Annotated in this window: 25 protein-coding genes; 11 read left to right on the top strand and 14 right to left on the bottom strand. The window is 38.0% G+C overall.

Annotated elements, in window-relative coordinates:
- Positions 1 to 16 precede the first annotated feature (16 nt).
- The 7 genes from rny to rpsT all read right to left on the bottom strand — a co-directional run bounded on the left by rny (position 17) and on the right by rpsT (position 6,865).
- The gene (gene rny, locus JL102_RS08075) at positions 17 to 1,582 is read right to left on the bottom strand and encodes a ribonuclease Y (RefSeq protein WP_202243874.1); all 1,566 of its coding nucleotides are present in this window, start codon (positions 1,580 to 1,582) and stop codon (positions 17 to 19) included.
- A 198-nt stretch (positions 1,583 to 1,780) separates the two neighbouring features.
- On the bottom strand, positions 1,781 to 2,065 hold the full coding sequence (locus tag JL102_RS08070) for a cell division protein ZapA (RefSeq protein ID WP_202243873.1): 285 nt from the start codon (positions 2,063 to 2,065) through the stop codon (positions 1,781 to 1,783).
- Positions 2,066 to 2,076: 11 nt separating this feature from the next.
- A complete protein-coding gene (locus tag JL102_RS08065) occupies positions 2,077 to 2,373 on the bottom strand; it encodes a hypothetical protein (protein WP_202243872.1) in 297 nt (98 codons plus the stop codon).
- A gap of 112 nt (positions 2,374 to 2,485) precedes the next feature.
- A complete protein-coding gene (gene pheT, locus JL102_RS08060) occupies positions 2,486 to 4,903 on the bottom strand; it encodes a phenylalanine--tRNA ligase subunit beta (RefSeq protein WP_202243870.1) in 2,418 nt (805 codons plus the stop codon).
- Between the two features lie 292 nt (positions 4,904 to 5,195).
- Positions 5,196 to 5,801 carry a DUF1684 domain-containing protein gene (locus tag JL102_RS08055; protein WP_202243868.1) on the bottom strand — a complete coding sequence of 202 codons (606 nt, stop codon included), beginning with the start codon at positions 5,799 to 5,801 and terminating at the stop codon, positions 5,196 to 5,198.
- Positions 5,802 to 5,804: 3 nt separating this feature from the next.
- On the bottom strand, positions 5,805 to 6,500 hold the full coding sequence (radC, locus tag JL102_RS08050; protein ID WP_202243866.1) for a RadC family protein: 696 nt from the start codon (positions 6,498 to 6,500) through the stop codon (positions 5,805 to 5,807).
- Between the two features lie 113 nt (positions 6,501 to 6,613).
- Complete coding sequence (rpsT, locus tag JL102_RS08045) at positions 6,614 to 6,865, bottom strand: 30S ribosomal protein S20 (protein WP_202243865.1); 252 nt, start codon at positions 6,863 to 6,865, stop codon at positions 6,614 to 6,616.
- 123 nt (positions 6,866 to 6,988) lie between these two features.
- Between rpsT and JL102_RS08040 the strand changes: the two genes are divergently transcribed.
- Positions 6,989 to 7,966 carry a zinc dependent phospholipase C family protein gene (locus JL102_RS08040; RefSeq protein ID WP_237390513.1) on the top strand — a complete coding sequence of 326 codons (978 nt, stop codon included), beginning with the start codon at positions 6,989 to 6,991 and terminating at the stop codon, positions 7,964 to 7,966.
- Between the two features lie 4 nt (positions 7,967 to 7,970).
- On the opposite strand, the gene JL102_RS08035 is transcribed toward JL102_RS08040, so the two are convergent.
- A complete protein-coding gene (locus JL102_RS08035; RefSeq protein ID WP_202243863.1) occupies positions 7,971 to 8,492 on the bottom strand; it encodes an SRPBCC family protein in 522 nt (173 codons plus the stop codon).
- A 121-nt stretch (positions 8,493 to 8,613) separates the two neighbouring features.
- Here JL102_RS08035 and JL102_RS08030 point away from each other — a divergent pair, with 121 nt between their 5' ends.
- A complete protein-coding gene (locus JL102_RS08030; RefSeq protein ID WP_202243861.1) occupies positions 8,614 to 10,494 on the top strand; it encodes an ABC-F family ATP-binding cassette domain-containing protein in 1,881 nt (626 codons plus the stop codon).
- A 124-nt stretch (positions 10,495 to 10,618) separates the two neighbouring features.
- Here the strand turns inward: JL102_RS08030 and JL102_RS08025 are convergent, their stop codons facing one another.
- Positions 10,619 to 12,085 carry a S8 family serine peptidase gene (locus JL102_RS08025; RefSeq protein WP_202243859.1) on the bottom strand — a complete coding sequence of 489 codons (1,467 nt, stop codon included), beginning with the start codon at positions 12,083 to 12,085 and terminating at the stop codon, positions 10,619 to 10,621.
- Positions 12,086 to 12,131: 46 nt separating this feature from the next.
- Between JL102_RS08025 and JL102_RS08020 the strand changes: the two genes are divergently transcribed.
- A complete protein-coding gene (locus JL102_RS08020) occupies positions 12,132 to 13,421 on the top strand; it encodes an aminopeptidase P family protein (RefSeq protein ID WP_202243857.1) in 1,290 nt (429 codons plus the stop codon).
- A 41-nt stretch (positions 13,422 to 13,462) separates the two neighbouring features.
- On the opposite strand, the gene JL102_RS08015 is transcribed toward JL102_RS08020, so the two are convergent.
- Positions 13,463 to 13,669: a hypothetical protein gene (locus tag JL102_RS08015; protein WP_202243855.1), complete on the bottom strand. Its 207-nt coding sequence runs from the start codon at positions 13,667 to 13,669 to the stop codon at positions 13,463 to 13,465.
- 56 nt (positions 13,670 to 13,725) lie between these two features.
- Here JL102_RS08015 and JL102_RS08010 point away from each other — a divergent pair, with 56 nt between their 5' ends.
- Both JL102_RS08010 and JL102_RS08005 read left to right on the top strand, forming a co-directional pair.
- Positions 13,726 to 14,148, top strand: coding sequence for a RidA family protein (locus tag JL102_RS08010; RefSeq protein WP_202243853.1), 423 nt, complete (start codon positions 13,726 to 13,728; stop codon positions 14,146 to 14,148).
- 98 nt (positions 14,149 to 14,246) lie between these two features.
- Positions 14,247 to 16,088, top strand: a complete 1,842-nt coding sequence (locus JL102_RS08005) for a hypothetical protein (RefSeq protein WP_202243851.1) — start codon at positions 14,247 to 14,249, stop codon at positions 16,086 to 16,088.
- A gap of 52 nt (positions 16,089 to 16,140) precedes the next feature.
- Here the strand turns inward: JL102_RS08005 and JL102_RS08000 are convergent, their stop codons facing one another.
- A complete protein-coding gene (locus JL102_RS08000) occupies positions 16,141 to 16,467 on the bottom strand; it encodes a HesB/IscA family protein (RefSeq protein ID WP_202243849.1) in 327 nt (108 codons plus the stop codon).
- Between the two features lie 12 nt (positions 16,468 to 16,479).
- Positions 16,480 to 16,893, bottom strand: a complete 414-nt coding sequence (locus JL102_RS07995; RefSeq protein WP_237390511.1) for a hypothetical protein — start codon at positions 16,891 to 16,893, stop codon at positions 16,480 to 16,482.
- Between the two features lie 117 nt (positions 16,894 to 17,010).
- Between JL102_RS07995 and mce the strand changes: the two genes are divergently transcribed.
- The gene (gene mce, locus JL102_RS07990) at positions 17,011 to 17,421 is read left to right on the top strand and encodes a methylmalonyl-CoA epimerase (RefSeq protein WP_202243847.1); all 411 of its coding nucleotides are present in this window, start codon (positions 17,011 to 17,013) and stop codon (positions 17,419 to 17,421) included.
- Positions 17,422 to 17,775: 354 nt separating this feature from the next.
- Positions 17,776 to 18,810, top strand: a complete 1,035-nt coding sequence (gene thiL / locus JL102_RS07985) for a thiamine-phosphate kinase (RefSeq protein WP_202243846.1) — start codon at positions 17,776 to 17,778, stop codon at positions 18,808 to 18,810.
- Positions 18,811 to 18,867: 57 nt separating this feature from the next.
- On the opposite strand, the gene JL102_RS07980 is transcribed toward thiL, so the two are convergent.
- Together JL102_RS07980 and JL102_RS07975 are read right to left on the bottom strand one after the other, a co-directional pair.
- Positions 18,868 to 19,236: a hypothetical protein gene (locus JL102_RS07980; RefSeq protein WP_202243845.1), complete on the bottom strand. Its 369-nt coding sequence runs from the start codon at positions 19,234 to 19,236 to the stop codon at positions 18,868 to 18,870.
- 88 nt (positions 19,237 to 19,324) lie between these two features.
- Positions 19,325 to 19,909, bottom strand: a complete 585-nt coding sequence (locus tag JL102_RS07975) for an acyl carrier protein phosphodiesterase (RefSeq protein WP_202243844.1) — start codon at positions 19,907 to 19,909, stop codon at positions 19,325 to 19,327.
- 612 nt (positions 19,910 to 20,521) lie between these two features.
- On the opposite strand from JL102_RS07975, the gene JL102_RS07970 reads away from it, so the two are divergent.
- From JL102_RS07970 to eutC, 4 genes are read left to right on the top strand one after another with little or no spacing between them, the layout of a single operon-like run.
- Positions 20,522 to 21,214 (top strand): class I SAM-dependent methyltransferase, encoded by a 693-nt coding sequence (locus tag JL102_RS07970; RefSeq protein WP_202243843.1) that lies wholly within the window; start codon positions 20,522 to 20,524, stop codon positions 21,212 to 21,214.
- 33 nt (positions 21,215 to 21,247) lie between these two features.
- Positions 21,248 to 22,585 (top strand): ethanolamine permease, encoded by a 1,338-nt coding sequence (gene eat, locus JL102_RS07965; protein WP_202243842.1) that lies wholly within the window; start codon positions 21,248 to 21,250, stop codon positions 22,583 to 22,585.
- A 4-nt stretch (positions 22,586 to 22,589) separates the two neighbouring features.
- Positions 22,590 to 23,969: an ethanolamine ammonia-lyase subunit EutB gene (locus JL102_RS07960; RefSeq protein WP_202243841.1), complete on the top strand. Its 1,380-nt coding sequence runs from the start codon at positions 22,590 to 22,592 to the stop codon at positions 23,967 to 23,969.
- Positions 23,970 to 23,971: 2 nt separating this feature from the next.
- Complete coding sequence (gene eutC, locus JL102_RS07955; protein ID WP_202243840.1) at positions 23,972 to 24,733, top strand: ethanolamine ammonia-lyase subunit EutC; 762 nt, start codon at positions 23,972 to 23,974, stop codon at positions 24,731 to 24,733.

The following is a 24,733-nucleotide window of genomic DNA, read 5'->3' as shown; positions in this document are numbered from 1 at the left end:
AATGGTTTTGAAAAGATTATTTAGCGTAAGCTACTGACCTCATTTCTCTGATTACGGTAATCTTTATTTGCCCAGGATACTGCATGTCTTTCTCTATCTTCTGAGATATATCAAAAGATAGCTGGCTTGCTCTGTCATCGCTCACATTGTCAGCATCTACCATAACTCGTAATTCTCTACCTGCTTGTATAGCATAGCATTTATGTACACCGTCAAAGCTAAGGGCTAGCTGCTCAAGCTCTTTAAGACGCTTAATATAGCTTTCCATTACTTCTCTTCTGGCTCCTGGCCTAGCGCCAGAGATGGCATCACAAGCCTGTATGATAGGGGCAATCATAGAAGTCATTTCAATTTCGTCATGGTGAGCTCCAATAGCATTACATACAATAGGGTGCTCTTTGTATTTTTGAGCTAGCTCCATACCTATGATCGCGTGAGGCTTTTCTGGCTCGTCTGGCCATACTTTACCAATGTCATGGAGTAATCCTGCTCTTTTAGCTTGTTTAGGGCTTAGACCCAGCTCTGAGGCCATTGTAGCGCAAAGGTTAGCTACTTCTCTGGAGTGTTGTAATAGGTTTTGTCCGTATGATGATCTGAATCTCATACGACCAACCATCTTAATTAGCTCTGGGTGCAAACCATGGATAGCAAGATCAATCACTGTTCTTTCACCAATTTCAATGATCTCTTCTTCTATGTTTTTCTTGGTCTTAGCTACAATCTCTTCAATTCTGGCTGGGTGAATACGGCCATCTACTACTAATCGGTGTAATGATAGTCTGGCTATTTCTCTTCTTACAGGGTCGAAACCTGAAATGATGATAGCTTCAGGGGTGTCATCAACTATAATTTCAACACCGGTAGCAGCTTCAAGAGCTCTGATGTTACGTCCTTCACGGCCAATGATTTTACCTTTGATATCATCACTTTCAATATTGAATATAGAAACGCAGTTTTCAATAGCATGCTCAGTAGCGGTACGCTGAATGGTTTCTAATACCACCTTTCTGGCTTGTTTTGTAGCAGAAAGTTTGGCCTCTTCTAAAATATCTTTGATGAATGATGACGCCTTGGTTTGGGCTTCATCTTTAAGTGATTCTACCAGCTGCTCTTTAGCCTCTTCCGCTGTGAGGTTAGAGATTTTTTCAAGAATGGCTACTTTTTGTTGGTTGAACTTATCTAGTTCAGCCTTTTTATTGTTTACCACGTCTATCTGTGCTGCAAGCTTATCTTTTAGCTCTTTTATCTCAGACTCTTTTCTCTTTACCTGTTCAAACTCTTTAGAGAGATGCTGCTCTCTTTGTTTAAGCTTGTTTTCATTGGTAATAATAATGTTCTTCTTTTTAGATGCCTCTTCTTCAAACTCAGCTTTTAGTTTTAAGAATTTTTCTTTTGCTTCTAAAATCTTGTTCTTTTTGATGTTTTCGGCAGATAGTTCTGCCTCTTTTACAATACTTTTTGCCTTCTCCTCAATTTCAAGCTCTTTTTGGGCGTTTATTTTATTAATAAGAGACTTGCCTATCATTATACCAATACCCAGGCCTACTACAGCTGCGAGTATTACATAAATTATTTCTGCCATTATTTATACGTTTATTATGTTAGGTTGTGGTGTGGGTAAGACAGAAGCTAGGCAGATAGCCCAATAAGCTAAATTGGTTAGATTTACCTTTATTTTTATAAATGTATAAGCCATATATTTCCTTTCCTTCTGTAACTAACACGCACTGTTAATCGAATTACAGAAAAAGGTAAATCCAGCTAAAGTGGAAGGAAAAATTTATAAAGATTGGTTGATCAGGTTGTTAAGTTGTTTTACTTTATCAACTACACTGTCGTCTATATTATGTTGTTTTTCATCAGACTCCATTTTGTCAACCAGACAATCGAATGCTACCATGGCTAATAGATCTTGTTTATCATCTATGCCAAATTGTTCTCTATAAGATCTAATTCTTTCATTAATTTGCTTACCGGCACGGCGCACCCTAGCCTCATCCTCCACCTTTACCTTCATGGGGTATTCTCTATCGGCAATTTTTATTCTTATTGAAAGTTCGTCCATATGGAGCGGTATTATTTACTTAAGTGTACAATACACTTATCAATCTCCTTTATATAATCGTCTATCTTCCTCTTTAACTCAGAAGTGTTACCTTCTTCCGTATCTATATTATTTACAATCTTACTAATTTTAATCTTATTTTGAAAGTTGTTGATCTGCTCATCTTTCTGCTTAAGCATACTATGCAACTCTTGGTTTTCTTCCTGAAGCTTAGAAACCTCCAGTTTTAGCGCTTTATGGTCACCCAATAATAAATTAATCTTGCGTTCAAGAGTTTGTAAACTAGCTTTGAGCTGATCGTTGTTCATTGTTATTTATAATTGACCTCCATTATTACATTTTGAGTGTTCTAGTGTAAGCATTATCAACCAATGTTACTAGTAATTTAAAATGTAAATTAAAGATTAAACTTTACTTATCCTACTTCCGGATAATAGCATTAAGATTATTTTCAAATAACCGGATCAAATTGTTCATTGTTTTATCAATGACCTTATCTGTTAAGGTTTTTTCTTTATCCTCTAAAGTGAAATTGATAGCATAGGCCTTTTTGTCTTCGCCAATGTTTTCACCTTCATAAACATCAAAAACATTAATAGCCTTAATAAATTTCTGATTTTTTCCGGTAGCAAGGGCTTTGATCTCTTCAAAGGTTACTTTTTTGTCTATCACTAATGAAAGATCTCTTCTTACCTCAGGGAATTTGGATACTTCTTCAAAAGTTACGCTATTAGAAGCCTTTTTCATTAAAAGGTTCCAATCTATCTCAGCATAGAATACTTCTTGTTTGATTCCTGCTTTTTTACAGGTGGAGGCATTTACTTTTCCAATTTTTGCCAATTCCTTCTGGCCTAGTTTTATTACTAAACCGTATGCAAAAGGTGAATCATGAGTAACATCGGTGGTTACTTCTTTAGCGATTAAACGGCTAATAACAGAGGTCACGGTTTGGTATAGGTCTTGGAAAGTGACTTTTCTGCTCTTGTTAATCCAGTTTTCGCTTTCAATATCTCCGGTAAGATAAATGGCAAGCTTCTGTTTTTCTACATAACTATCTTCAATATGGAAGTAGCTTTTGCCAAATTCAAAAAGCTTTAAGTTAGACTGTCTTCTGTTGATATTGTAAGCCGCTACTTCAAGTCCGGTATGCAGTAAGCTTTGTCTTAGTACAGCTAAATCTTCACTAAGCTTATTAAGAATTTGTACGCTCTCTTTTTCATCAAGCTCAGGAGCATTGGCTGCATACTGGGGCTTAGTGAGAGAGTTAGTTAAAATCTCATAGTACCCTTGGCTTACCAGCATTTCAGTGATGGTTTTCTGTATTTTATCCTTGTCACTAGCAGGGAACTCTGCTAAATAATCACTTTGTACATGATCTGGCAGGTCTACATTATTAAAGCCATATACTCTTAGAATCTCTTCTACTATGTCAGCTTCTCTCTGCACATCAACTCTAAACGGAGGAACTAGCGCTAAGAAGCTGTCTTCTGTTTCCTCAGTTATTTTGATGTCAAGAAGTGTTAATATTTCCTTTATTCTATCCTTATCAATATCCTTACCTATGAGTCTGTGAATATTTTTATATTTCACAGGTACTTTAAAGTCTTCGATAGGAGTAGGGTAAATGTCAGTAATTTCAGAACTGATTTCCCCTCCGGCCAATTCTTTTATAAGTAATGTAGCTCTTTTTAAAGCATATACGGTTATGTTCGGGTCCGTTCCTCTTTCATAGCGGAAAGAAGCGTCAGTTTTAAGCTGATGGTGTTGAGCAGTTTTACGAATGTAGTCAGGAGAGAAGTAGGCACTTTCGAGAAATACATCGGTAGTGCTTTCTTTAACGCCAGATCCTTTTCCTCCAAATACTCCGGCGATACACATGCCATTGCCTTCGCCATCACAGATCATAAGATCGGTAGCTTTTAATTTTCTTTCTTTATCGTCAAGAGTAGTGAATTTGGAGCCTTCAGTTAATGTTTTTACTACTACTTTATCCCCTTTTATCTGGCTGGCATCAAAAGCGTGTAGTGGTTGTCCTGTTTCATGAAGAACAAAGTTGGTGATGTCCACTACGTTATTGATAGGCTCTAACCCTAAGGTTTTTAGCTTTACCTGAAGCCATTCAGGAGATTCTTTTACGGTTACATTGCTGATGGAAACGCCAGAATAACGTGGGCAGGCCTCTTCATTTTCAATAGAAACGGTGATCTTACTATTGGTATTGTCTACAGAAAACGCAGATACATCAGGCCATTTTATATCCTGCTTGAGGGCTGCTTTCAGGTCTCTGGCCACACCTATGTGAGAAGCTGCATCGGCTCGGTTAGGCGTAAGGCCTATTTCTATGATGGTATCATCAGTGAGGTCGAAGTATTCGGCAGCCGGAGTTCCATTGGGCAAGTCAGTATCTAGTACCATTATGCCTGCATGGCTTTTACCAAGGCCTATTTCGTCTTCAGCACAGATCATTCCTTCAGATACCTCGCCTCTTATTTTTGCCTTTTTGATTTGAAAGGGGGCATGTCCTTCGGGGTAAAGTGTGGCGCCTACTGTGGCTACTATCACTTTCTGTCCTTGAGCTACATTGGGAGCTCCACAGACAATTTGAGTAGGAGCCTCGCCGCCTAAGTCTACGGTAGTAACTTTCAGTTTGTCTGCATTGGAGTGAGGTACGCATGTGAGTACTTCTCCTACCACTAGTCCTTTTAGGCCTCCTGGTACCTGCTCAAAAGGATCTAGTCCTTCTACTTCCAGGCCAGTGTCAGTTAGAATTTTACCAAGTTCCTCAGGTGACTGATTTAAATCTATATATTCTTTAAGCCAGTTTAAAGATATTTTCATGCTTTAAAGTGCCGTTTATTTGCTAAAATATTGAATCTGCAAAATTACACATTTATAGCTTTTAAGGAGAGTTAAATGATTTTTTTTAGAATGTTATTTAAAGTGCTTGTGATCAGTGACTTAAATTGGATTAATGTTTGGTGATTGTTTTTTGCAAATTAACTACGTGCTGCTAGAGTGTGTTACGACCAAAATTATGATAGCTCGTTTTTGATTGAAGTGATTAGAAAATCAAGAATTTTGATGGACATATCCGATGCCTAGCTTTTGGAAAGTCCATTTTTCTGCATTCTTACAGTTCTTTATAAGTCTTCTCTCCAGCTCTAATTGCTACGGTAAGCAAGTTCTCCTTAGGGGGCAGCGGGCAGCTGTAGCCGGCAGTGTAAGCGCAGTAGGGGTTGTAAGCCAGGTTAAAGTCTAATAATATGCTTTTGCTTCCATCGTGCTTAAGCTCAAGGTATCTTCCGCCACCGTAGGTCTCATCTGCGCTGGTCTCATCAGCAAAGGCAAGAAAAAGTACCCCTTCTTGTACGTTTTCCAGGATAATAAGCTGCTGTTCCTTGTTATCAAGCGTAAAGATAGCATAACCATACTCTAGGTATTCTTCTGGTTCACCTTCGCTGGTGGCAAGTTCTCTTACTTCAGGGTTTTCTTTTGCGGTAAAGCGAGCTCTGATTTTATATTTTTGATTAGGAGGATAAAATTTGAGTCCTTCAAATTTTATGTTTTGCTCTACAAAAGGAGATTCATTTGAGTTGCGCATAAATGATTCCTGAGCATCTCTCTTCTTTTCTATCTCAGCTTTGTATGATTCAGGCGATTGCCCTTGAAAGGAATATATAAATATGATGATAACCACTACTACTACGGCGCCAATTATCCCCTTGTTTCTACTCATATTTTAAAGTATGTTTTCATCTGAGAAGCTAAAATAGCCATTGTCAGTGAAAATGATATGATCTAGCACAGGGATTTCTAAAAGTCTTCCTCCTTCTTTGAGTTTTTTAGTGAGGGAGATGTCCTGCTGGCTGGGTTGGAGGTTGCCTGATGGATGATTGTGAATCAAGATGATGCCACAAGCCAGTTCTTCCAGGGCTGATTTAAATATGATTTTTGGGTCGGCTACAGTTCCTGATACGCCGCCACTACTAATAAGCTGCTTTTTGATGACCATATTCCTTCGGTTGAGCAATAGAATCCAAAATTCTTCATGGCGGTTATCTAGTAACTCAGGGGCTATTATTTTGTAGACATCTTCGGAGCAGGTGATCTGTGGTTTTTTTACTACTTCGCTTTCTTTTCTTCTTCGGCCCAGCTCTAATGCACTAACTATGCTTATTGCTTTGGCTTCTCCTATGCCTTTAAATTTCATTAGGTCTTTTACAGAAAGCTTGGCCAGCTGGTTAAGATCGTTTCCGTTTTCGCTTAAGATGTGCTTGCTTAAATCTACTGCAGATAGAGATTTAGTGCCAGATCCGATAAGTATACCTATCAGTTCGGCTTCAGAAAGTGCCGCCCGGCCTTTGAGTAGAAGTTTTTCTCTGGGGCGGTCTTCTTCCGCCCAGCTTTTGATGTTTAAGTAATCTGAGGTGCTCATATATCATCCGCTAATGGTTGGATGATATATAAGTTATTACTTTTTGAGATAAAATGATAATAAAAAAGCCTTACCTCTAATGAGATAAGGCTTTCAATATCTTTTCTTACTAATTAAAGGCTATTAACTAATTTCATTAGTTTAGACTTTTGGTTAGCAGCTTTTTTGCGGTGAATTACATTCTTCTTAGCTAGTTTATCTAGCATAGATGTAACCTTTTTCAACAATTCCTGCGCCTCAGATTTATCAGTAGTATCTTTTAACCTTCTAACGTAAGTTCTGGTTGTTTTATGCTGATACTTGTTTCTTAATTTTTTTGCATTATTAGATCTGATTCTTTTTAATGCTGACTTATGATTTGCCATATCTGATATTTATTCGACTTCGCTCTTGTTAATTTTGAGTGTGCAAAGATAGAGGTTATTCTATTATATGCAAAATCTATTCTAAGAATAATTTTTCAATAAAGGATGTATACCCCTGGTTAAATGAGAATTTTCTACAAAAATATTGTCTTTTCGCTGCTTTTACTAATACTTTCTGGTTTTAATCAGTATTGGGGATTTTATGGTCATCAGAAGATTAATCGGTTGGCTGTATTTACGCTTCCCGTAGAAATGATTGGTTTTTATAAACATAATATCCGCTATTTAACAGAAAATGCAGTCAATCCTGACAAAAGAAGATATGCTGTGGAAGGAGAGGCTCCCAGGCATTTCATTGATGTGGATGTGTATGGAGATAGTGCTGTGTATAAAATGCCTAGATATTGGAAAAATGCAGAGGAAAAATATACAGAAGACACCTTGCAGGCATATGGAATAGTGCCTTGGCATGTATTTAGAATGAAAGGTTGGCTTACAGATGCCATGCGGATCAGGGATGGTAAAAGTATTTTGCGGTTATCGGCAGAAATTGGACATTATATAGCTGATGCTAATGTGCCTTTGCATACCACTGAGAATTATAATGGTCAGCTTACCGGACAGAGAGGCATTCATGGTTTGTGGGAGTCTCGCTTGCCGGAGCTTTTTTCTGAGGACTATGATTTTTTTGTGGGACAAGCCGAATATATAGATAACCCGCAATTGGCCATTTGGCAAGGGGTGGTTCATGCCCATGAGGCTTTAGATTCTGTTCTTTCTATGGAAATAGTAGTTTCTGAAAAAATGAAGGAGGATAAAAAATATAGTTTCGAAACCAGGGGTAATGCTACTATAAAGGTGTATTCAAGGGAGTTTTCTAAAGAGTATCATCAAATGCTTGATGGTATGGTGGAGCTGCAAATGCGGCGTGCAGTTAAAATGGTAGGCGATTTTTGGTATACCTGCTGGGTAGATGCCGGACAGCCAGACTTACAAGGTATTATAGATGTAGAATTTACAGAGGAGGAATTAAAAACTATGAAAGAAGAACTCAAGCAATGGAAAGAGAAGAGATATAACACGCGGCAGCATGAGGATTAAAATGTTATTCCATTATTTTCTTGAGGTTTTTAAGGCCTTGCTCATAGTCTGGAGCTAAAACGGCATTCAGATCTATAAAGTGATACATCATGCGAGCGACTAACCCTGGCTTTTCCTCGTAAGTCCAGGTGACAGAGGTGCCTTCGTTTAATGGTTTTAAAAGAAATAAGGCATGCGTTTCGCCTCCATAACCAAAATCCATTTCCATATCCACTTTTTTGTCTTTCTCTATATCCACAATCCATATTGCCCCAGAGCCCATCTCTACACTCTCCCAGACCATTTTGGCTCCTGCACCACTATCTGGGCCTTCAAATGAATACTTGGCATGTGGATCCATCTCATACCAGGGAGACCAGCTATTGAATTTTTTTATGTTATTTAAGGTGTTATAAACACTATCTACAGGGCTGTGAATAGTGATGGACCTTTTCATGAATACTTTTGAAGGCCCTGTGACAAGTAAAATTATGGCGAATAGTAATATAGTTCCAAATATGGAAATAAGAACTTTTCCAGTTTTCATATTTCTTAGGTTTAGTTCAATATAGTAATTATTAGCTCTTGTAGCAATAACTTATTCTGCAACGTATTTAATAAAATCGTCTAATGTTAAAACTGCGTGTAAATTCCTTTAGTTTTGTCTTATGAATTACTTATCAGTAGATAAAATATCAAAGTCATTTGGAGCCAGGGTGCTCTTTCAAGATATATCCTTTGGAATAGAACAAGGGCAGAAGGTTGCTTTAGTAGGAGTAAATGGTAGCGGTAAATCTACCTTGTTAAAAATACTGGCAGGAGTGGATGTACCTGACTCTGGTGAAGTAGTGGTGGCTAATGATGTTAAGGTTACTTTTCTAAATCAACAGCCTGAATTTGATAATTCTCTTTCTGTGATAGAAGCTGTTTTAGATAGCGATGAGCCTGTGGCTAAGCTGGTGAAGGAGTATGAGCGGTTACTTGTGAAATCGGCTACAGATCCTGATGCCACCGATCAGCTTACTACACTAATCACTCGTATGGATGAACTAGATGCTTGGAACTATGAGAGCCAGGTGAAGGAGATATTAGGTCGATTGGGTATTCATGATCAACAACAAAAAATAGAATCACTCTCCGGAGGACAAAAGAAAAGGGTAGGGTTGGCTAAAACACTACTGGAAAAGCCAGACTTGGTAATTTTAGATGAGCCAACTAACCATTTAGATCTTGAGGCTATAGAATGGCTGGAAGAGTACCTTTCTCAAAGTCAGATGGGTATTATCATGGTTACTCACGATAGATATTTTCTTGAAAGTGTTACCAACGAGATTATAGAATTAGATCAAAATAAAATTTTCAAATATTCAGGCAATTATTCTTACTTTCTGGAAAAGAAGGCTGAACGTGAGCAACAGCAGGTAGCCGAGAAGGAAAAGGCAAAAAACCTTTATGGTAAGGAGCTAGATTGGATGAGAAGACAGCCAAAAGCACGAGGCACAAAAGCTAAATATAGAGTAGATGCTTTTGAAGATATCAAGAAAAAGGCTCATCAAAATCTAGAAAAGCAGCAGCTGGAGCTGGAGGTGAAAGGTAGAAGACAAGGAGGGAAGATTTTAGAGATTGATTCTATTTCAAAGTCGTTTGGAGAAAAAGAGCTCTTTAAGCATTTTTCATATATTTTTAAAAAAGGAGAGCGTGTAGGTATAGTAGGGAAGAACGGGACAGGAAAATCTACTTTTTTAAATACGCTTACCGGTAGTATTAAGCCTGATGAAGGAGAAATACTGAAAGGAGCTACAACCGTTATGGGCTACTATAAGCAAAAGGAGCCTGAGTTTAAAGCGGGAAGTAAAGTGATAGATGTGGTTCAGGAAATAGCAGAGGTGATAACCATGGCCGATGGTAGTACAGTAACTGCATCGAGATTTTTGACACTCTTTAATTTCGCTCCTGCTGCTCAGCATGATTTTGTAGATAAGCTTAGTGGAGGAGAAAAAAGACGTTTGCAGCTATTATGCGTGCTAGTGCAGAATCCAAATTTTTTAATACTGGATGAGCCTACAAACGATCTTGATCTAATCACATTGAGAACTTTGGAGGACTTTCTTAGTCAGTTTCAAGGGTGTTTGATTATCGTTTCTCACGACAGATATTTTATGGATAGGCTGGTTGATCATCTATTTGTATTTGATAAGACCAATGAAATTCAGGATTTCCCTGGTAATTATTCGGTGTACAGAGAGTATGCTAAGGCCAAAGAAGAAGCTGAAAAAGCAGGAGTAGCTAAGGTAGAGACAGAAACGAAAGCGGCAAAAGTAAAAACTGAAGAGGGCCGAAAGATGTCCTATAACGAAAAGCGTGAGTTTGATACTTTAGAAAAGGAAATGGCGAAACTCAATAAAAAGAAAGAAGAGCTCCATGACTTGATGAACTCCGGAGAACAGGATCATGTGAAACTGGCGGGATGGGGTGCTGAACTAAAAGCGATTGAGAATGAGCTTGATGAAAAGGAGATGCGCTGGTTAGAATTATCTGAGCTTTCGTAATTATTAGGCCTTTGTTTTAAATACCATTCAATGTAATCAGTTTATTTATAAGCTTTTAGGCAGATAAAGGAATTTCATCGGGAGGTTTTAGGTAAGTATGCCTGAAGCTTTCCGCTGTTAAAGATTATTTCCAGATGATTTCAACGATCTTATCGGGAGTAGCCAGAGTGGTTCTTTGGACATTGTCTTCTCTTTTTACCGTTACAACACCTTTTTTGTGCTTCATGATTTTTTGAGAAATAACATTTGTTTTATCTGATTTATGAAAGGCCACTATATTATCGTTAGTTAGGGTAATTTTTATTTCACTGGTTTTTGATGTAATAGTTTCTGATGATACAGGTGAAGGCTCTTTGGCAATAAGGCTCAGCAGATGATGAGCGTTGGGAACGCCACTACCAATATAATTATTGGGAAAATCGTGTAGATGGCAGGAAGCTTTTAGCATTTTAATAAGTGTTTTATGGCTTAGGGTGGGGTGAGCGCCTTTAATCGAGGCTATTAACCCCGTAATAATTGGAGCGGAGAAGGAGGTGCCAGAAGCGGAGAAGCAGGAGAGATCTGGCTTTACATAAGATAACGCCTCAGGCCCAATAGCACTATAAAATTGTTTGTTCCATTCCTGATACCCAGTAGCCCCAACGGTTATCACACCTTCGGCATCAGCAGGAAGAGACACTACTTTGAACTTGTTTCCTCCATCATTTCCGGCTGATACTATAATGATCATCCCTTTCTTTTTAGCGGCAATAGAGGCAGCACGAGATATTGCACTGAATTTGCCATTAGCATTTTCCGGAGAGTAGTTTTCTTTTGGATTAGTGAAGCCTGTAGAATAGCCTAGTGAAGAATTTACCAGAGTTACACCTTGTTCATGCATCCACTCCAGGGCAGCGACCCAATAGTCTTCTTCTCCGCGGTGCTCTTTGTCTCCCTGGTCTGTTCTGGCCAGGTAATACTCAGCTTCTGAGGCAAGGCCAAAGTATTTCTCTTTAGAAGAAGAATAACCCCCGATGCATTTCCATACTTTGGTGCCATGATGATCTTGAAATCGCTTTACACCTACATAGGGATCGGTGATGCTTTCTTCAATATAATTTTTGTAAGCAATAACCCGTTTTTCGTCAATTATAGGAGATAAGGTTTCTTCTTTGTTGGCACCCAGAAATCCCCCATCAATAATTCCGATCTTCACTCCTTGAGCATGCCAATGCAGCTTAATGAGTGTGTCAGCTTTTATTTGCTCCAAAGCCAGGTTGTTATCTCCAAACTGTGTCGAAGACAGTACTTTTATATTTTCATTTACTGGACTAATGGATTGAATAAAGCCTAGTTTTTGTAATTCAAGTTTCTTTTCTGGGGTGAGGTGAGCAGTTACGGCGTTAAGCCATTTCGATTGATATTGTATGGCAACTCCTAGAGCCAATAGGCTGTCTTGATAAAGGGAGGAGATGGGAATATCAAAGTAATCCGATGTGGCTTTGTGAGACGAATATACTATTTTGTCTTTGAAGTATATCCAGTATTTTTGTTGAGCACAGCCGGTCAGACTATAGAATAATATAAAGGTAAATAGTATGAGTTTTTTCATTATATCTCTAAGGCCTGTTTAATCTTCATCATTTAAAAATAATGCTATGCGTTACCAACCTATAAATAAAGAGCTTTTTGTTAGAAATAGAGCAAGATTAGCAGATTTATTAAAGCCTAATTCGATCGCTGTTTTTAACTCTAATGATATTATGCCTACCAATGCTGATGGCACCATGGCTTTCAGACAAAATAATGATATTTACTATCTATCGGGTATAGATCAAGAAGAGAGTATTTTGGTGATATATCCAGATTTTCATAGTGAAAGGCTTAGAGAAATACTTTTTTTAAGAGAGACAAATGAGGATATAGCGATATGGGAAGGGCATAAGTATACCAAGCAGGAAGCAGAAGAGGCTAGCGGCATTTCATCCATTTATTGGCTTACAGATTTTGAAGGTGTTTTTCAAACGCTGATGGCAGAGGTGGAGCACGTTTATCTAAACACTAATGAGCATATCAGGTCTGCGGCTGATGTGGAAACCCGAGATGCCCGCTTTATTAAAAAATGCAAGGAAAGATATCCGCTACATAAGTATGAACGGGCGGCTCCTTTGATGCATCATTTAAGAGCTATTAAATCAGAATTGGAAATAAATGCATTGCAAAAAGCTTGTGACATCACCGAGCAAGGATTCAGAAGGGTCCTTAATTTTATGAAGCCAGGGGTGATGGAGTATGAAGTAGAAGCCGAATATATTCATGAGTTTGTAAGGAACGGTTCAAGAGGGTTTGCGTATTCTCCCATTGTGGCTTCAGGGGCTAATTCTTGCGTGCTTCATTACATTGAAAATAGCATGGAGTGTAAGGAAGGCGATTTATTGCTTATGGATGTAGGTGCAGAATATGCTAACTATAATGCGGATATGACCCGTACTATACCTGTTTCGGGAAGATTTACAAAAAGGCAAAGGAAAATATATGAGGCAGTACTTAGGGTTATGAAAGAAGCTATGCAAATGCTGGTACCCGGCAATATAATAGCTCATTATCATAAAGAGGTAGGGCTTTATATGCAAAGTGAGCTGCTAGAGCTAGGTTTGCTGGACAAAACGGATCTTAAAAACAGTACTGAGATGCAACCAGCGTATAAAAAATATTTTATGCATGGCACATCTCACCATTTAGGTTTAGATGTGCATGATGTGGGCAATATTTATTCTGAAATGAAGCCAGGAATGGTCTTTACCGTGGAGCCTGGCATTTACATCAGAGAAGAGAATCTGGGCATCAGGTTAGAAAACAATGTAGTGATCACCGATGATGGGGTAGTTGATCTTATGGAAAATATTCCTTTGGAAGCTGAAGAGATCGAAGAGCTTATGAACTCATAAAAGCTTTGTGGAATAATTTTCCTGATTGATTCCAAAAATCATCAGTTAACTTCAGTGTGCAACTCTGAAACGGGTTCGGTTTTATTAGAGTTTTTGTTCCAGTTTTTACTTGCAGGCATCACGGCAGTTATTTTTAGATTAGCTTTTTCTTTCCATTCTGCTATGCTAGAGGCTTTTTTCTTAGCGTATCTGTATAAAACATAAAGAGCAATACCACTATATATAAACGTTAATATTGTTACGAACATAATTTCATCAGTTTAAAGGTTCAATAATTATTATTCAATATAAGTGCCATAATATTATGAATGATCCAAATAGTATAATGAACTCAGACAAAGCACCAGAAGCCGTAGGACTTTATCCTCATGCAAGAAGGGTGGGGGGATTGCTTTTTCTCTCAGGGGTAGGTCCTCGAAAAAAAGGGAGCAAAGAGATTCCAGGTGTTACTCAAAATGAAGCAGGAGAAGTCGTTTCTTATGATATAGAGGCGCAGTGCCATTCGGTATTCGAAAATGTGAGGCATATCTTGGAAGATGCGGGTAGCAGCTGGAGTAAGCTGGTAGATGTTACGGTATTTCTTACCAATATGAAGGATGATTTTGCCACTTATAATAAGGTTTATGCTCAGTATTTTAAAGATAATCAGCCTTGCCGAACTACGGTAGAAGTGAATGCCTTACCCACTCCAATAGCCATAGAGCTGAAGTGCGTGGCGGAGGTGTGATGAAATGTGGCTGTACTTTTTTATTAATTGATTGTTTTTGTAATCAATTATATATTATTTATTAATATTTTATAAAATATTAATTTAAATTCAACTTCATGAAGCTCGAAAAAGTACTGGATAAGTTAAATTCATTTGAGAAAAATTCTTTTCTGAAAATAATAGATGGGATCCTTGCTACAAACCCTGATAGTGCAAAGAAAGTAGATAAGATAATTAGTGAAAGTGCAGATTTAAAAAGCGTTGATAATCAAAATATAGCTGAAGTTTTTAATTTACTGGAGCCAGATTTTGCAGAGTGCGTAAAGGCTGAATTTGTTTATGTTACTTCTCAACTTGATATTTTAATGGATATAATTACTAGAGATGGTAATTGTATAATGAAGCAAGACTGGCTTTCTAGATTGTATGAACTTGAGCTGAAAGGAATAAAGCAAAAGATAAAAGATTTAAAAAAGAGTTTCGAGGTTGATGATGAAAGTAATCTAAGAAAGAGGGATTATTTAATATATAAGGCCTGTGTGGATACAGCCTACAATAATGATCGAGATAATAATCAGGATTCTAAAATTACTCAAGATGAACAATTAATATTATCTACTTTATCTAATAAATTGGAGCTATCACAGGAAGAGATAAAGCTCATTAATTATATGGTTGTCCCTGTTGAAACACTACGAATTGAAGAGGTCATTGAGTTGCTTAAGAATATTGGAGTTATTTTCTTTTCTAGGAAAAGTAATACCATTTATGTAGCTGATGAGGTGGTAAGAATGCTGCGAAAAATTAGAGGGAAAGAAATTGCTGATAAATTTTATCGAAGAGTTTTGCGGCAAATAAGAGAGCCACAGATTAACATGGTTTGTAAAAAACATAATATGGATTGGAGACAACCCTTTGATGTTAAAGTGAAGGGTATTATTCAGGATGGGATCTCTTTTTCTACTGTTTTGTCGAATAGTTTATTTAAACCTGAAACAAAAGTTTCTGATAGGAAGAAATTCATAAATGAACTGTGTGATAAGCAATTGAATATCTCTCCCTCTCTTAAAGGAGCTACTTTAGAAGAGAAAATCGAGAACTTAATAAAATATTTTGAGGATATAGAAGGTGATCAGAAAGTAGGTATTTCTCATGATGGATATGAAAAGCTTTTATCAGAATTAAAAGAATATATACCTAAAGTAAATGAGGTTTTAAGAAAGGAGTTTGAACTTCAAGATGAAAATGTTCTTAGTAGTGAATATCTATTGGATTATAATATTAAGCCTAGGGATATCTTAGAAGTTATTAACGAAAAAGATCTTGAAAATTTTTGTTCTCAGAAGGAAATAAAGACTAGAGGTGATCTTGTTACTAATATTCTTGAGATCTTCAAAGATTCTGAGAATATGTACTTGGAGAACTATGAATATTTTGGGTATAGAGATTTAAAAAATTTAAGGGATAATGGCATTCTGATAAAAGAGAGTGAGTTAGGGTTAAAGGTTGAAAACCTTACGGAAAAAATATTTGAAAACCTTGGCTTACATGTTGATTTTGAAATCAAAAAGAAAATTAATACCAAAAAGGACAAGGTAGATATTATAGTCAATTTAGGGAATGAGGAGTTGATAATTGTTGAATGTAAGACAGTAAAAGATAAGGGCTATAATAAATTTAGTTCTGTAAAAAGACAGCTAAAGGCATATTCAGATATAGCGAATAATCATGGCTACAAAGTAATTAAGTCTTTATTGATAGCGCCGGAATTCAGTGATGATTTTATAAATGATTGTGGATTGGAATATGAGTTGAATCTTTCTTTAATATCTGCGTCCTCATTATTAGAAATAATGCATGGTTTTAAGAAGTCAAAACTTAAGCAATTTCCACACAACCTTCTCATGAAAGATGTCTTAATTCAAGAAGAAAGGGTTCTTAAAGCTATTTTAAAATAAAAAAAGCCTCCAAAAGGAGGCTTTTTCAATAATTTGACTAATTACTTAAGGGTTATACGGCAAAGCTTTCTCCGCAACCACATGTACGAGTGGCATTGGGGTTAATAAACTGAAATCCTTTACCATTAAGTCCGTCTGAGAAGTCAAGAGTGGTGCCCAGTAAATATAAAAGGCTCTTCTTGTCTACTAATATTTTTATTCCTTTGTCTTCAAATATTTCGTCTGAAGACTGAACTTCTGCATCAAACTTAAGATCGTACATCAGGCCAGAGCATCCTCCTCCCTGTACTAATACCCTTATGTTATGATCAGTCGATTTCCCCTCTTCTGATCGAAGAGATACTATTTTTTCCTTTGCTTTATCAGTTACATTAATCATAATTTCTTTTATTTAAGCTACTGGGTTTAGAACCACACTAAAAACCGTGATAGTATTGGAGTCACGGCCATAATATAATTTATCCAAAGCATCATATACACCGCTTGCCCTGAAGTAAGAGGTATTAAGCTCTTTGTCTCCTTTGGCTATCCACTGTATAGTGTAGCTACTTTCTTTTTCTTTGTAGTGCTTCACATACTCTAGCATCTTTTGCAGAGCATCTACCTTATCAAAGCCCATTACAGAGTGAAAAAGGAACGATTGATTATGCCTTGGGTTAATGGTGATCAGATCTAACTTTACTTTGCCCTCCATATTGCCGTACTCAAACATGAGAGCATTGCTCCTTAAGCCTAAGTGGCTTTTGATTTCTCTCTGAATTCGAGCTGCCTCTACATGAATATCGCCTGAAGTTTCCATCATCATAGCAGTAATCCTAATTCTTTTTCAATAAATTTAAAATAAAAACTTTACCCCAATTTAAAAAGTTTCAAATCTTAAGCAAAGTTAGTTAAAACTAGACTTATCCCTAAACGTAATTCTATGATAAAAGTTGAGCACATAGGCATAGCCGTGAAAAATATTAAGGATTCTAATGATATTTTTGCCAAGCTATTTGGCCAGCAGCCTTATAAACGGGAGTCTGTAGCGTCAGAAAAAGTAAGTACCTCTTTTTTTCAATTGGGAGACACCAAAATAGAACTATTAGAGGCAACGGATGAGGATTCTCCCATAGCTAAGTTTATAGCTAAACGAGGAGAGGGTATACATCATATTGCTTATAAGGTGGAAAATATAGAAATGGAAATGAAGCGACTGGCGGAGGAGGGTTTTACCCTTTTAAATGAAAAGCCTAAAAAAGGTGCTGATAACAAACTTGTTTGTTTCTTGCACCCTAAATCTACCAATGGTGTATTAGTAGAGCTATGCCAGGAAATTACTTCTGACGTTTAAAGCTTTTAAAAGTTTTAGGCGAGCTATTGCCGTACTGAACAGAGTTATAGTGCTTGAGCTTTTTCTTTCCTAAGGAGGTTTTGTATTGTGGTTTGGGCCCACAGCTGGTAAGTAATGCCAAGCTTGTAAGTAATAAACAGAAATATTTAATGGTAGTCTTCATCTTCTTTCCTCGCTTTCAGTTTTATAATATGTTACCTGTAGGTAATCAATAGGTGAATAGGCTAAGGAGACACATTTGTAACCTCTAATTATAGTGGATTGAAGATATAGACTTACCTTTGTAAGATAAATGACGAAATACATCGACGAGTGGGAGGCTTACGGCCTTCTTCATCATTAAAAAATATTGAAATGAGCGAAAAACGGACGGAAATAGGTCAATTAGGTGAGTTTGGATTGATTGATAAGTTAAGTGAGGGTTTCTCAAATACTAATAGCGAAACGGCTTTAGGTATTGGAGATGATGCGGCGCTGATAGACAGTGGAGATCATTATACGGTGCTATCTACTGATATGCTATTGGAAGGAATTCATTTCGATCTATCATTTATGCCATTGCAGCATTTAGGGTATAAGGCTGTGGCTGTGAATGTTTCTGATATTGCTGCTATGAATGCTGTTCCTAAGCAAATTACCGTAAGCCTAGGATTGAGTAACCGGTTCTCAGTGGAGGCGGTAGAGGAGCTTTATAAAGGAGTGAGGGCAGCTTGTGATAGTTTTAAGGTTGATTTGGTAGGAGGAGATACTACTTCTTCCGGTAGTGGCCTGGTAATATCAGTAACGGCAGTGGGCGTAGCAGATAAAAGCCTGATATCTAAAAGAAGCGGTGCTCAGATAGATGATGTGATCTGTGTTACAGGTGACTTAGGAGGTGCTTACATGGGGTTACAAGTGCTAGAAAGAGAGAAGCAGGTGTTTATGGCTAACCCTAATATGACCCCACAATTAGAAAAGTACGATTATATAGTGCAAAGGCAATTAAGACCTGAGGCTAGAATGGATATCATACATGAGTTGAAAGATCTGAAAGTGGTGCCTTCGGCGATGATTGATGTTTCTGATGGGTTGGCTTCAGAGCTGTTTCATATCAGCAAGCAATCTCAGGTGGGTATGAAAATTTATGAAGATAAGTTGCCTATAGATAAGCAGACGTATGATACCGGTTATGAACTGAATATTGACGCTACTACAGCTACTTTAAATGGAGGAGAGGATTATGAACTTCTGTTTACAGTGTCTAAGGCGGATATGGAGAAGTTGAAAAAACACCCTGATATTCATTTTATAGGCTATGTGCAGGAGCAGAGTGCTGGTAATATCATGATCACTAAAGGCGAGAGAGAAGTGGCCTTACAAGCACAGGGCTGGAATCACTTTAATAATTAATGAAATTATAATGAGTTATCTCTAAAGCACAGCTAGCCTTAGAGATAACTTATTTTTTTAATCTATAGGATAAGGGATATAGACGAAATTGGTGAAATCCTCATCTATTACAAAAAGGCAGCAAAACTCATCAGGATCTTTGTAAGCTTCTTTAAATTGCTCAATAGCTTCATCACTTACTATTTCTCTTTGTATAAACTCATCCAAATAAGAGGCATTATAGTTCCAATTTACAGCTAGCTCAGTTTTTCCAATTAATAATTGGCCAATAGGTAGCTCTATTTTTGATATTGGGAATATAGGATAATCAGAGAACTTTCTTTTTCTAATCTGGTAGGAGGCTTCTTTTAGTGTGTCAGCCACCACCACAAAGTCTTCCGAGATTTGGCCCAGATACTTTCCGTTTAGTTCCGGATCGTTGTTCATAGCAATTTCTGAATTTTAGTGATATGCAAAATTAATAAAACCATTGGTTTTAGCAGTTATTCTAATTACGGTGTATGCAGAGAATTGTTTAATTGTGGCGCATCCACTCTTCAGTAAAGGCTTTTATCTGCGGAAAAAATTCATCAAACTCTTCTTTAAACTCTTTATTAAAAGCTACCAGGTCATCTGCTGCTTGTTCCATTTTAGAAAGAAACTTAGTGCGGTGAGAAAGTCCTGTTAAGGCACTGTCTATGCCTTTAACCTCCCTATAGTTAAGCAACCAGTTGCCACGCTCCATGTAACCAAACATTTCATTAGCTTTTGCAGGTATTAGTGTAGATAGTTTGTTTATAGATTGATATACCTGAGAGGAGAAATCTTCTAAACTGGCGTGGTGGTATTCTTGCCATTGAGATGCTAGGAAGTAATCATAGAATAAGTCTACAATTACGCCGCTGTAATGCCTGTATTTTTCAGAAAGGCGTCTTTTACTTTGGATTACCACAGGGTGCGTGTCAGTGTATTCGTCGATTTGCCTGTGCAGTAAAATTCCTTTTTTTAGATCACCTGCATATTGCTCATACCTTTTACCTTTCACAAAATCACCGATAAGGTTTCCTACCAGTATCTTAGTGTTGTCTCCTGATAAATAAGCGTGTGCAAGTAAATTCATAATAAACGTTAAGCGATAAAGTAAATGATAATCTTGAATAATGTCATCATGAGACCTGACATTTGTTTTGGTCGCACCAAGAAGAATGACATATCATTAGATCGAAAGAATACATCAATCCATTGTTTTAAGGTAGATTTTCACAAATACCAGCCAACTTGGATTGTCTAGTCTTTGCATTCCATTGCTTAGGGTCCTTACTTTTTGGCAATAGATCAAAAAAGTGACAAAAAACTCTTTCTTGCTGAGAGGTCTTCCGCTTACTGAAATATTTCATAGCCATGAACTGCCACTAAGGACTTGAGAAAAGCCTGTTTTTCTATATTATTTCACCTCAAGGCGGTACAGCAAGATGAAAACACAGCCGTGTCAAAATGTGGACGATCGGTAGTGAGTCATAATTTGATTACACCTCAATAGTTTCGGCCTTTTCATATTACGTGCTATTTGCTTATGTTTTCACAGTACTGTCATTAGTCAAGGCAGGTTGTTTCATGTTAATTTCAGGTAGATGCTATAATTAGTGGTATAATTAATGAAATTCAGATATATTTATCGCTGATCCTTTCATAGCAGTATTGATAAGGTTATATTTATTAAAGTCACGTTTGTATGCCAGAAGATGTATATGGTCAAGCATTGTTAGATTATCATAACGGTACTTTTGAACCACCTCTCCTTATTCATAATAATTACGGAGAGCCCGAAGAGATGCCAGTGGAGGTGTTTTTTAGGGAGCCGGATGATCTTTCTGATATGGAAAATTACGCTATTGAATTATGTGATGGTGTGGTGCTTGATGTAGGAGCTGGAGCTGGTGTTCATACCTTGATATTACAAGATATGCATCATACTGTGGCTTTAGATAGCTCTAAGAAAGCATGTAAGGTGATGAGTCAGCGGGGAGTTAAAAATATTGTACATTGTGATTTGTTGAAATATCGTCCAGATCGTAAGTATGATACTATCCTTATGCTGATGAACGGAACCGGAATATTAGGAACACTACGGGCATTTAAAAATTTCCTCACTTTTGCCAGAACGCTACTTGCTGAAAATGGCCGTATAATTATAGATTCCAGTGATATTGAATACCTGTACGAAGAAGGAGAGTATCCAGATTATTATTACGGGCAAGTAGAATATCAGTTTGAATACAAACAGGAACAAGGAGAGCTTTTTAAATGGCTTTATATTGATCAGGATACCTTGCAGCGTGTAGCTGCAGAAGTAGGATGGGCTACTTATGTGGTATTTGAGGGAGAGGAGGACGAGTACCTGGCAGTACTTCAGCCGTTTAGTTGATTAGAAGAAACTAAACCTAAAACCTAACCTTTTATGAATGATAAGTCCGAAGAACCCGGTCTAAGGAAAGTACTGCGTCCGGTCCATTTATGGGCTATAGCCGTTGGCCTCGTTATTTCAGGAGAATATTTTGGGTGGAATTATGGCTGGGGTGTATCAGGAACCGTTGGTTTTCTGATAGCTACTCTCATAGTTACTCTCATGTATGTCACCTTTATATTTAGCTTTACTGAGCTTACCTCTTCTATACCTCATGCCGGAGGTCCATTTGCCTATTCTTATCGCGCCTTTGGCTTTATGGGAGGTTTTATTGCTGGCTATGCCACTTTAATAGAATTTTTATTTGCCCCGCCGGCCATAGCGCTGGCTTTGAGTAGTTATCTGCACTTTTTGCATCCAGCCATTCCTATTTTGCCTACTGCTATACTATGTTTTGTGGTTTTTACAGGTGTTAACTTATTAGGGATTAAGGAGTCTGCCGTTTTTTCTTTGATAGTTACTCTGCTGGCTGTGGCTGAGCTCATGTTGTATATGGGGTTGGTGGCTCCTGATTTTGAAATAAACACTTTTATGAGCGAGCCTATGCCTTTTGGCTGGTCAGGTGTGTTTGCTGCGTTACCTTTTGCTATATGGTTTTATCTGGCTATAGAAGGTGTGGCTATGGTGGCTGAAGAGGTGGAAGATCCTAAAAAGAACATCCCGAAAGGGTATATTTATAGTCTTATTACACTGGTTTTACTCGCGCTGGGAGTAATGTTGCTTACAGGAGGAGTAACCAGCTGGAGGAACCTGAGTGATATAGATTACCCACTTCCTGAAGCGCTAAGTGTAGTGCTGGGTAAAGATAATTCTTGGACTAAATTATTTGCGAGTATTGGCTTATTCGGATTGATAGCTTCTTTTCATGGTATAATTATAGGTTATTCCAGGCAGCTATTTGCCTTGGCTAGGGCAGGGTATTTACCATCTTTCTTAGGTAAAGTAAATCAAAAATTCAGAACGCCACATTGGGCTTTGGTAGCTGGCGGCGTAGTTGGCTGTCTGGCTTTGCTATCAGGAACTACCGATCAGGTGATAATCATGAGTGTGCTCGGAGCTTTAGTGATGTATGTCATCAGTATGGTCAGTCTTTTTGTGTTAAGAAAAAAAGAACCAGACCTTGAAAGACCCTTTAAGGCGCCGTTTTATCCTTTGTTTCCTGCTATTGCATTATTGCTTTGCTGCGTAAGTCTAGGTGCTATTATTTGGTATAATCCATTTCTTAGTTTGATTTTCTTTCTATCGCTGATCGTTATTATGATTGTGTATGTTGTGTTAGGTAAGCATAAAAACAAAATAAAGGCAGATTTATTATTGGAAAAAGAAATTTAGGGTTATGATTTATAAGTATACCGTAAAAAATAATACCTACAATTTTGAGAGCCTTCGGGAGCTCATGGCTAAAGCTTCACCGCATCGTTCAGGTGATGTGCTGGCAGGTGTGGCAGCTAAAACCTATGAAGAGCGCATTGCAGCACAGATTGTGCTGGCCGATGTGCCTTTAAAACAATTCCTCATCGAGCACCTTATTGATTATGAAAAAGATGAAGTGACCCGTCTTATTATAGATACGCATCATAAAGAAAGATTTGAAAAGGTGAGTTCTTTTACGGTAGGCGATTTAAGAGATTGGCTGCTTTCTGAAGAAATTGCAGGAACAGATATTGCTGACTTATCGCCTGGATTAACCCCGGAAATGGTGGCGGCAGTAAGTAAGCTTATGAGAAATCAGGAGTTAATTGCTGTGGCTAAAAAGTGTGAAGTGGTAAGTCGCTTTAGAAACACATTGGGCTTAAAAGGCTGTTTTTCTACCCGATTGCAGCCTAATCACCCTACGGATGATATAAAAGGAATAGCCGCCAGCATTTTAGATGGACTGATGTATGGCAGTGGAGACGCGGTAATTGGGATTAACCCAGCTAGCGATAGCCCATCAAGAGTAAGGCAGTTACTTGAAGTGTTGGATATGTTTATTCAAAAATATGAAATACCTACTCAGACCTGCGTGCTTTGCCATGTTACTACCACCATGGAAATTATAGAGGCTAAAGCGCCAGTAGATCTTAATTTTCAATCAATAGCAGGAACGGAAGCTGCCAATAAGAGCTTCGGGATTGATCTTAAACTTTTAGATGAGGCTTTGGAAGCCACTCGCTCTCTAAAACGAGGCACGGTAGGGGATAATGTCATGTACTTTGAAACAGGTCAGGGGAGCTGCTTTTCGGCAGGAGCTCATCATGATCTGGATCAGCAAACTTGTGAAGTAAGAGCTTATGCAGTGGCCAGGAGGTATAGTCCGCTGCTAGTTAATACTGTGGTAGGTTTTATTGGTCCAGAATATCTATATGATGGTAAGCAGATTATAAGAGCAGCCTTAGAGGATCATTTCTGCGGTAAGCTAATGGGCTTGCCTATGGGGGTGGACATTTGCTATACGAATCACGCGGAGGCCGATCAGGATGATATGGATAACCTGCTGACACTGTTGGGAGTGGCAGGCTGCAATTACATTATGGGCGTTCCTGGTGCCGATGATATTATGCTGAATTATCAGTCTACGTCTTTTCATGATGCCCTGTATGTAAGGCAGGTGCTGGGCTTGAAGCCCGCTCCGGAGTTTGAAAAGTGGTTGCTAAACTTTGGTATCATGGATGAACAAGGTAAGATAAGTAATGCTCAATCGGCACATCTTTTAGAAAGTCTAAACCATTTATAATTATGGATAAACCTGCGCCTAATAATCAACCAGACCAATGGAAGAGCTTGAAAGAATATACTTCAGCCCGAATAGTTTTAGGGAGAAATGGCACTAGCATACCTTTGAAAGAGTCGTTGGCTTTTCAAATGGCTCATGCACATGCCAGAGATGCCGTTTATTCTCATTTAGATATTGAAAAGCTAAAAGTGGAGGTGGAGGCCTTGCCTCAGCAGGTGATTTGTGTAAGCAGTAAGGTCGAAAATAGAGAGCAATATTTAAAACGGCCCGATCTAGGCAAATTTTTAAATGATGCCTCTGCTAAGAAATTAGATGAAATTAATGATTCAGGCTCTGAAGTGGTGATCATCCTGGCAGATGGACTTTCTTCTTCAGCGGTGAATAAGCATGCAGTACCACTATTAAAAGAGTTGCTGCCGAAACTACAGGACGCTCATAAAACAGTAGCACCTATCATTATTTCAGAGCAGAGCAGGGTAGCTTTAGCTGATGACATTGGAGAAAGGCTAAATGCAGGACTTTCGCTCATACTTATAGGGGAAAGGCCTGGGTTAAGCTCCCCGGAGAGCCTTGGTGCTTATCTCACCTATAAACCTAAAAAAGGCCTTACTGATGAAAGTAGAAACTGTATTTCCAATATCAGGCCTAATGGCTTGGTGTACCCGGCTGCGGCAGATAAAATCTTTTATATTATTCAGGAGGCCTTTTCTAAGAAAATATCTGGCGTGAAACTCAAAGACAATATGGGGAATCTCAATGCCTGA

This window comes from Fulvivirga sediminis, from assembly GCF_016757215.1.
GTDB lineage: Bacteria > Bacteroidota > Bacteroidia > Cytophagales > Cyclobacteriaceae > Fulvivirga > Fulvivirga sediminis.
Note: the sequence above shows the minus strand (reverse complement) of the source record. Positions and strands in the feature narration are given on the sequence as shown.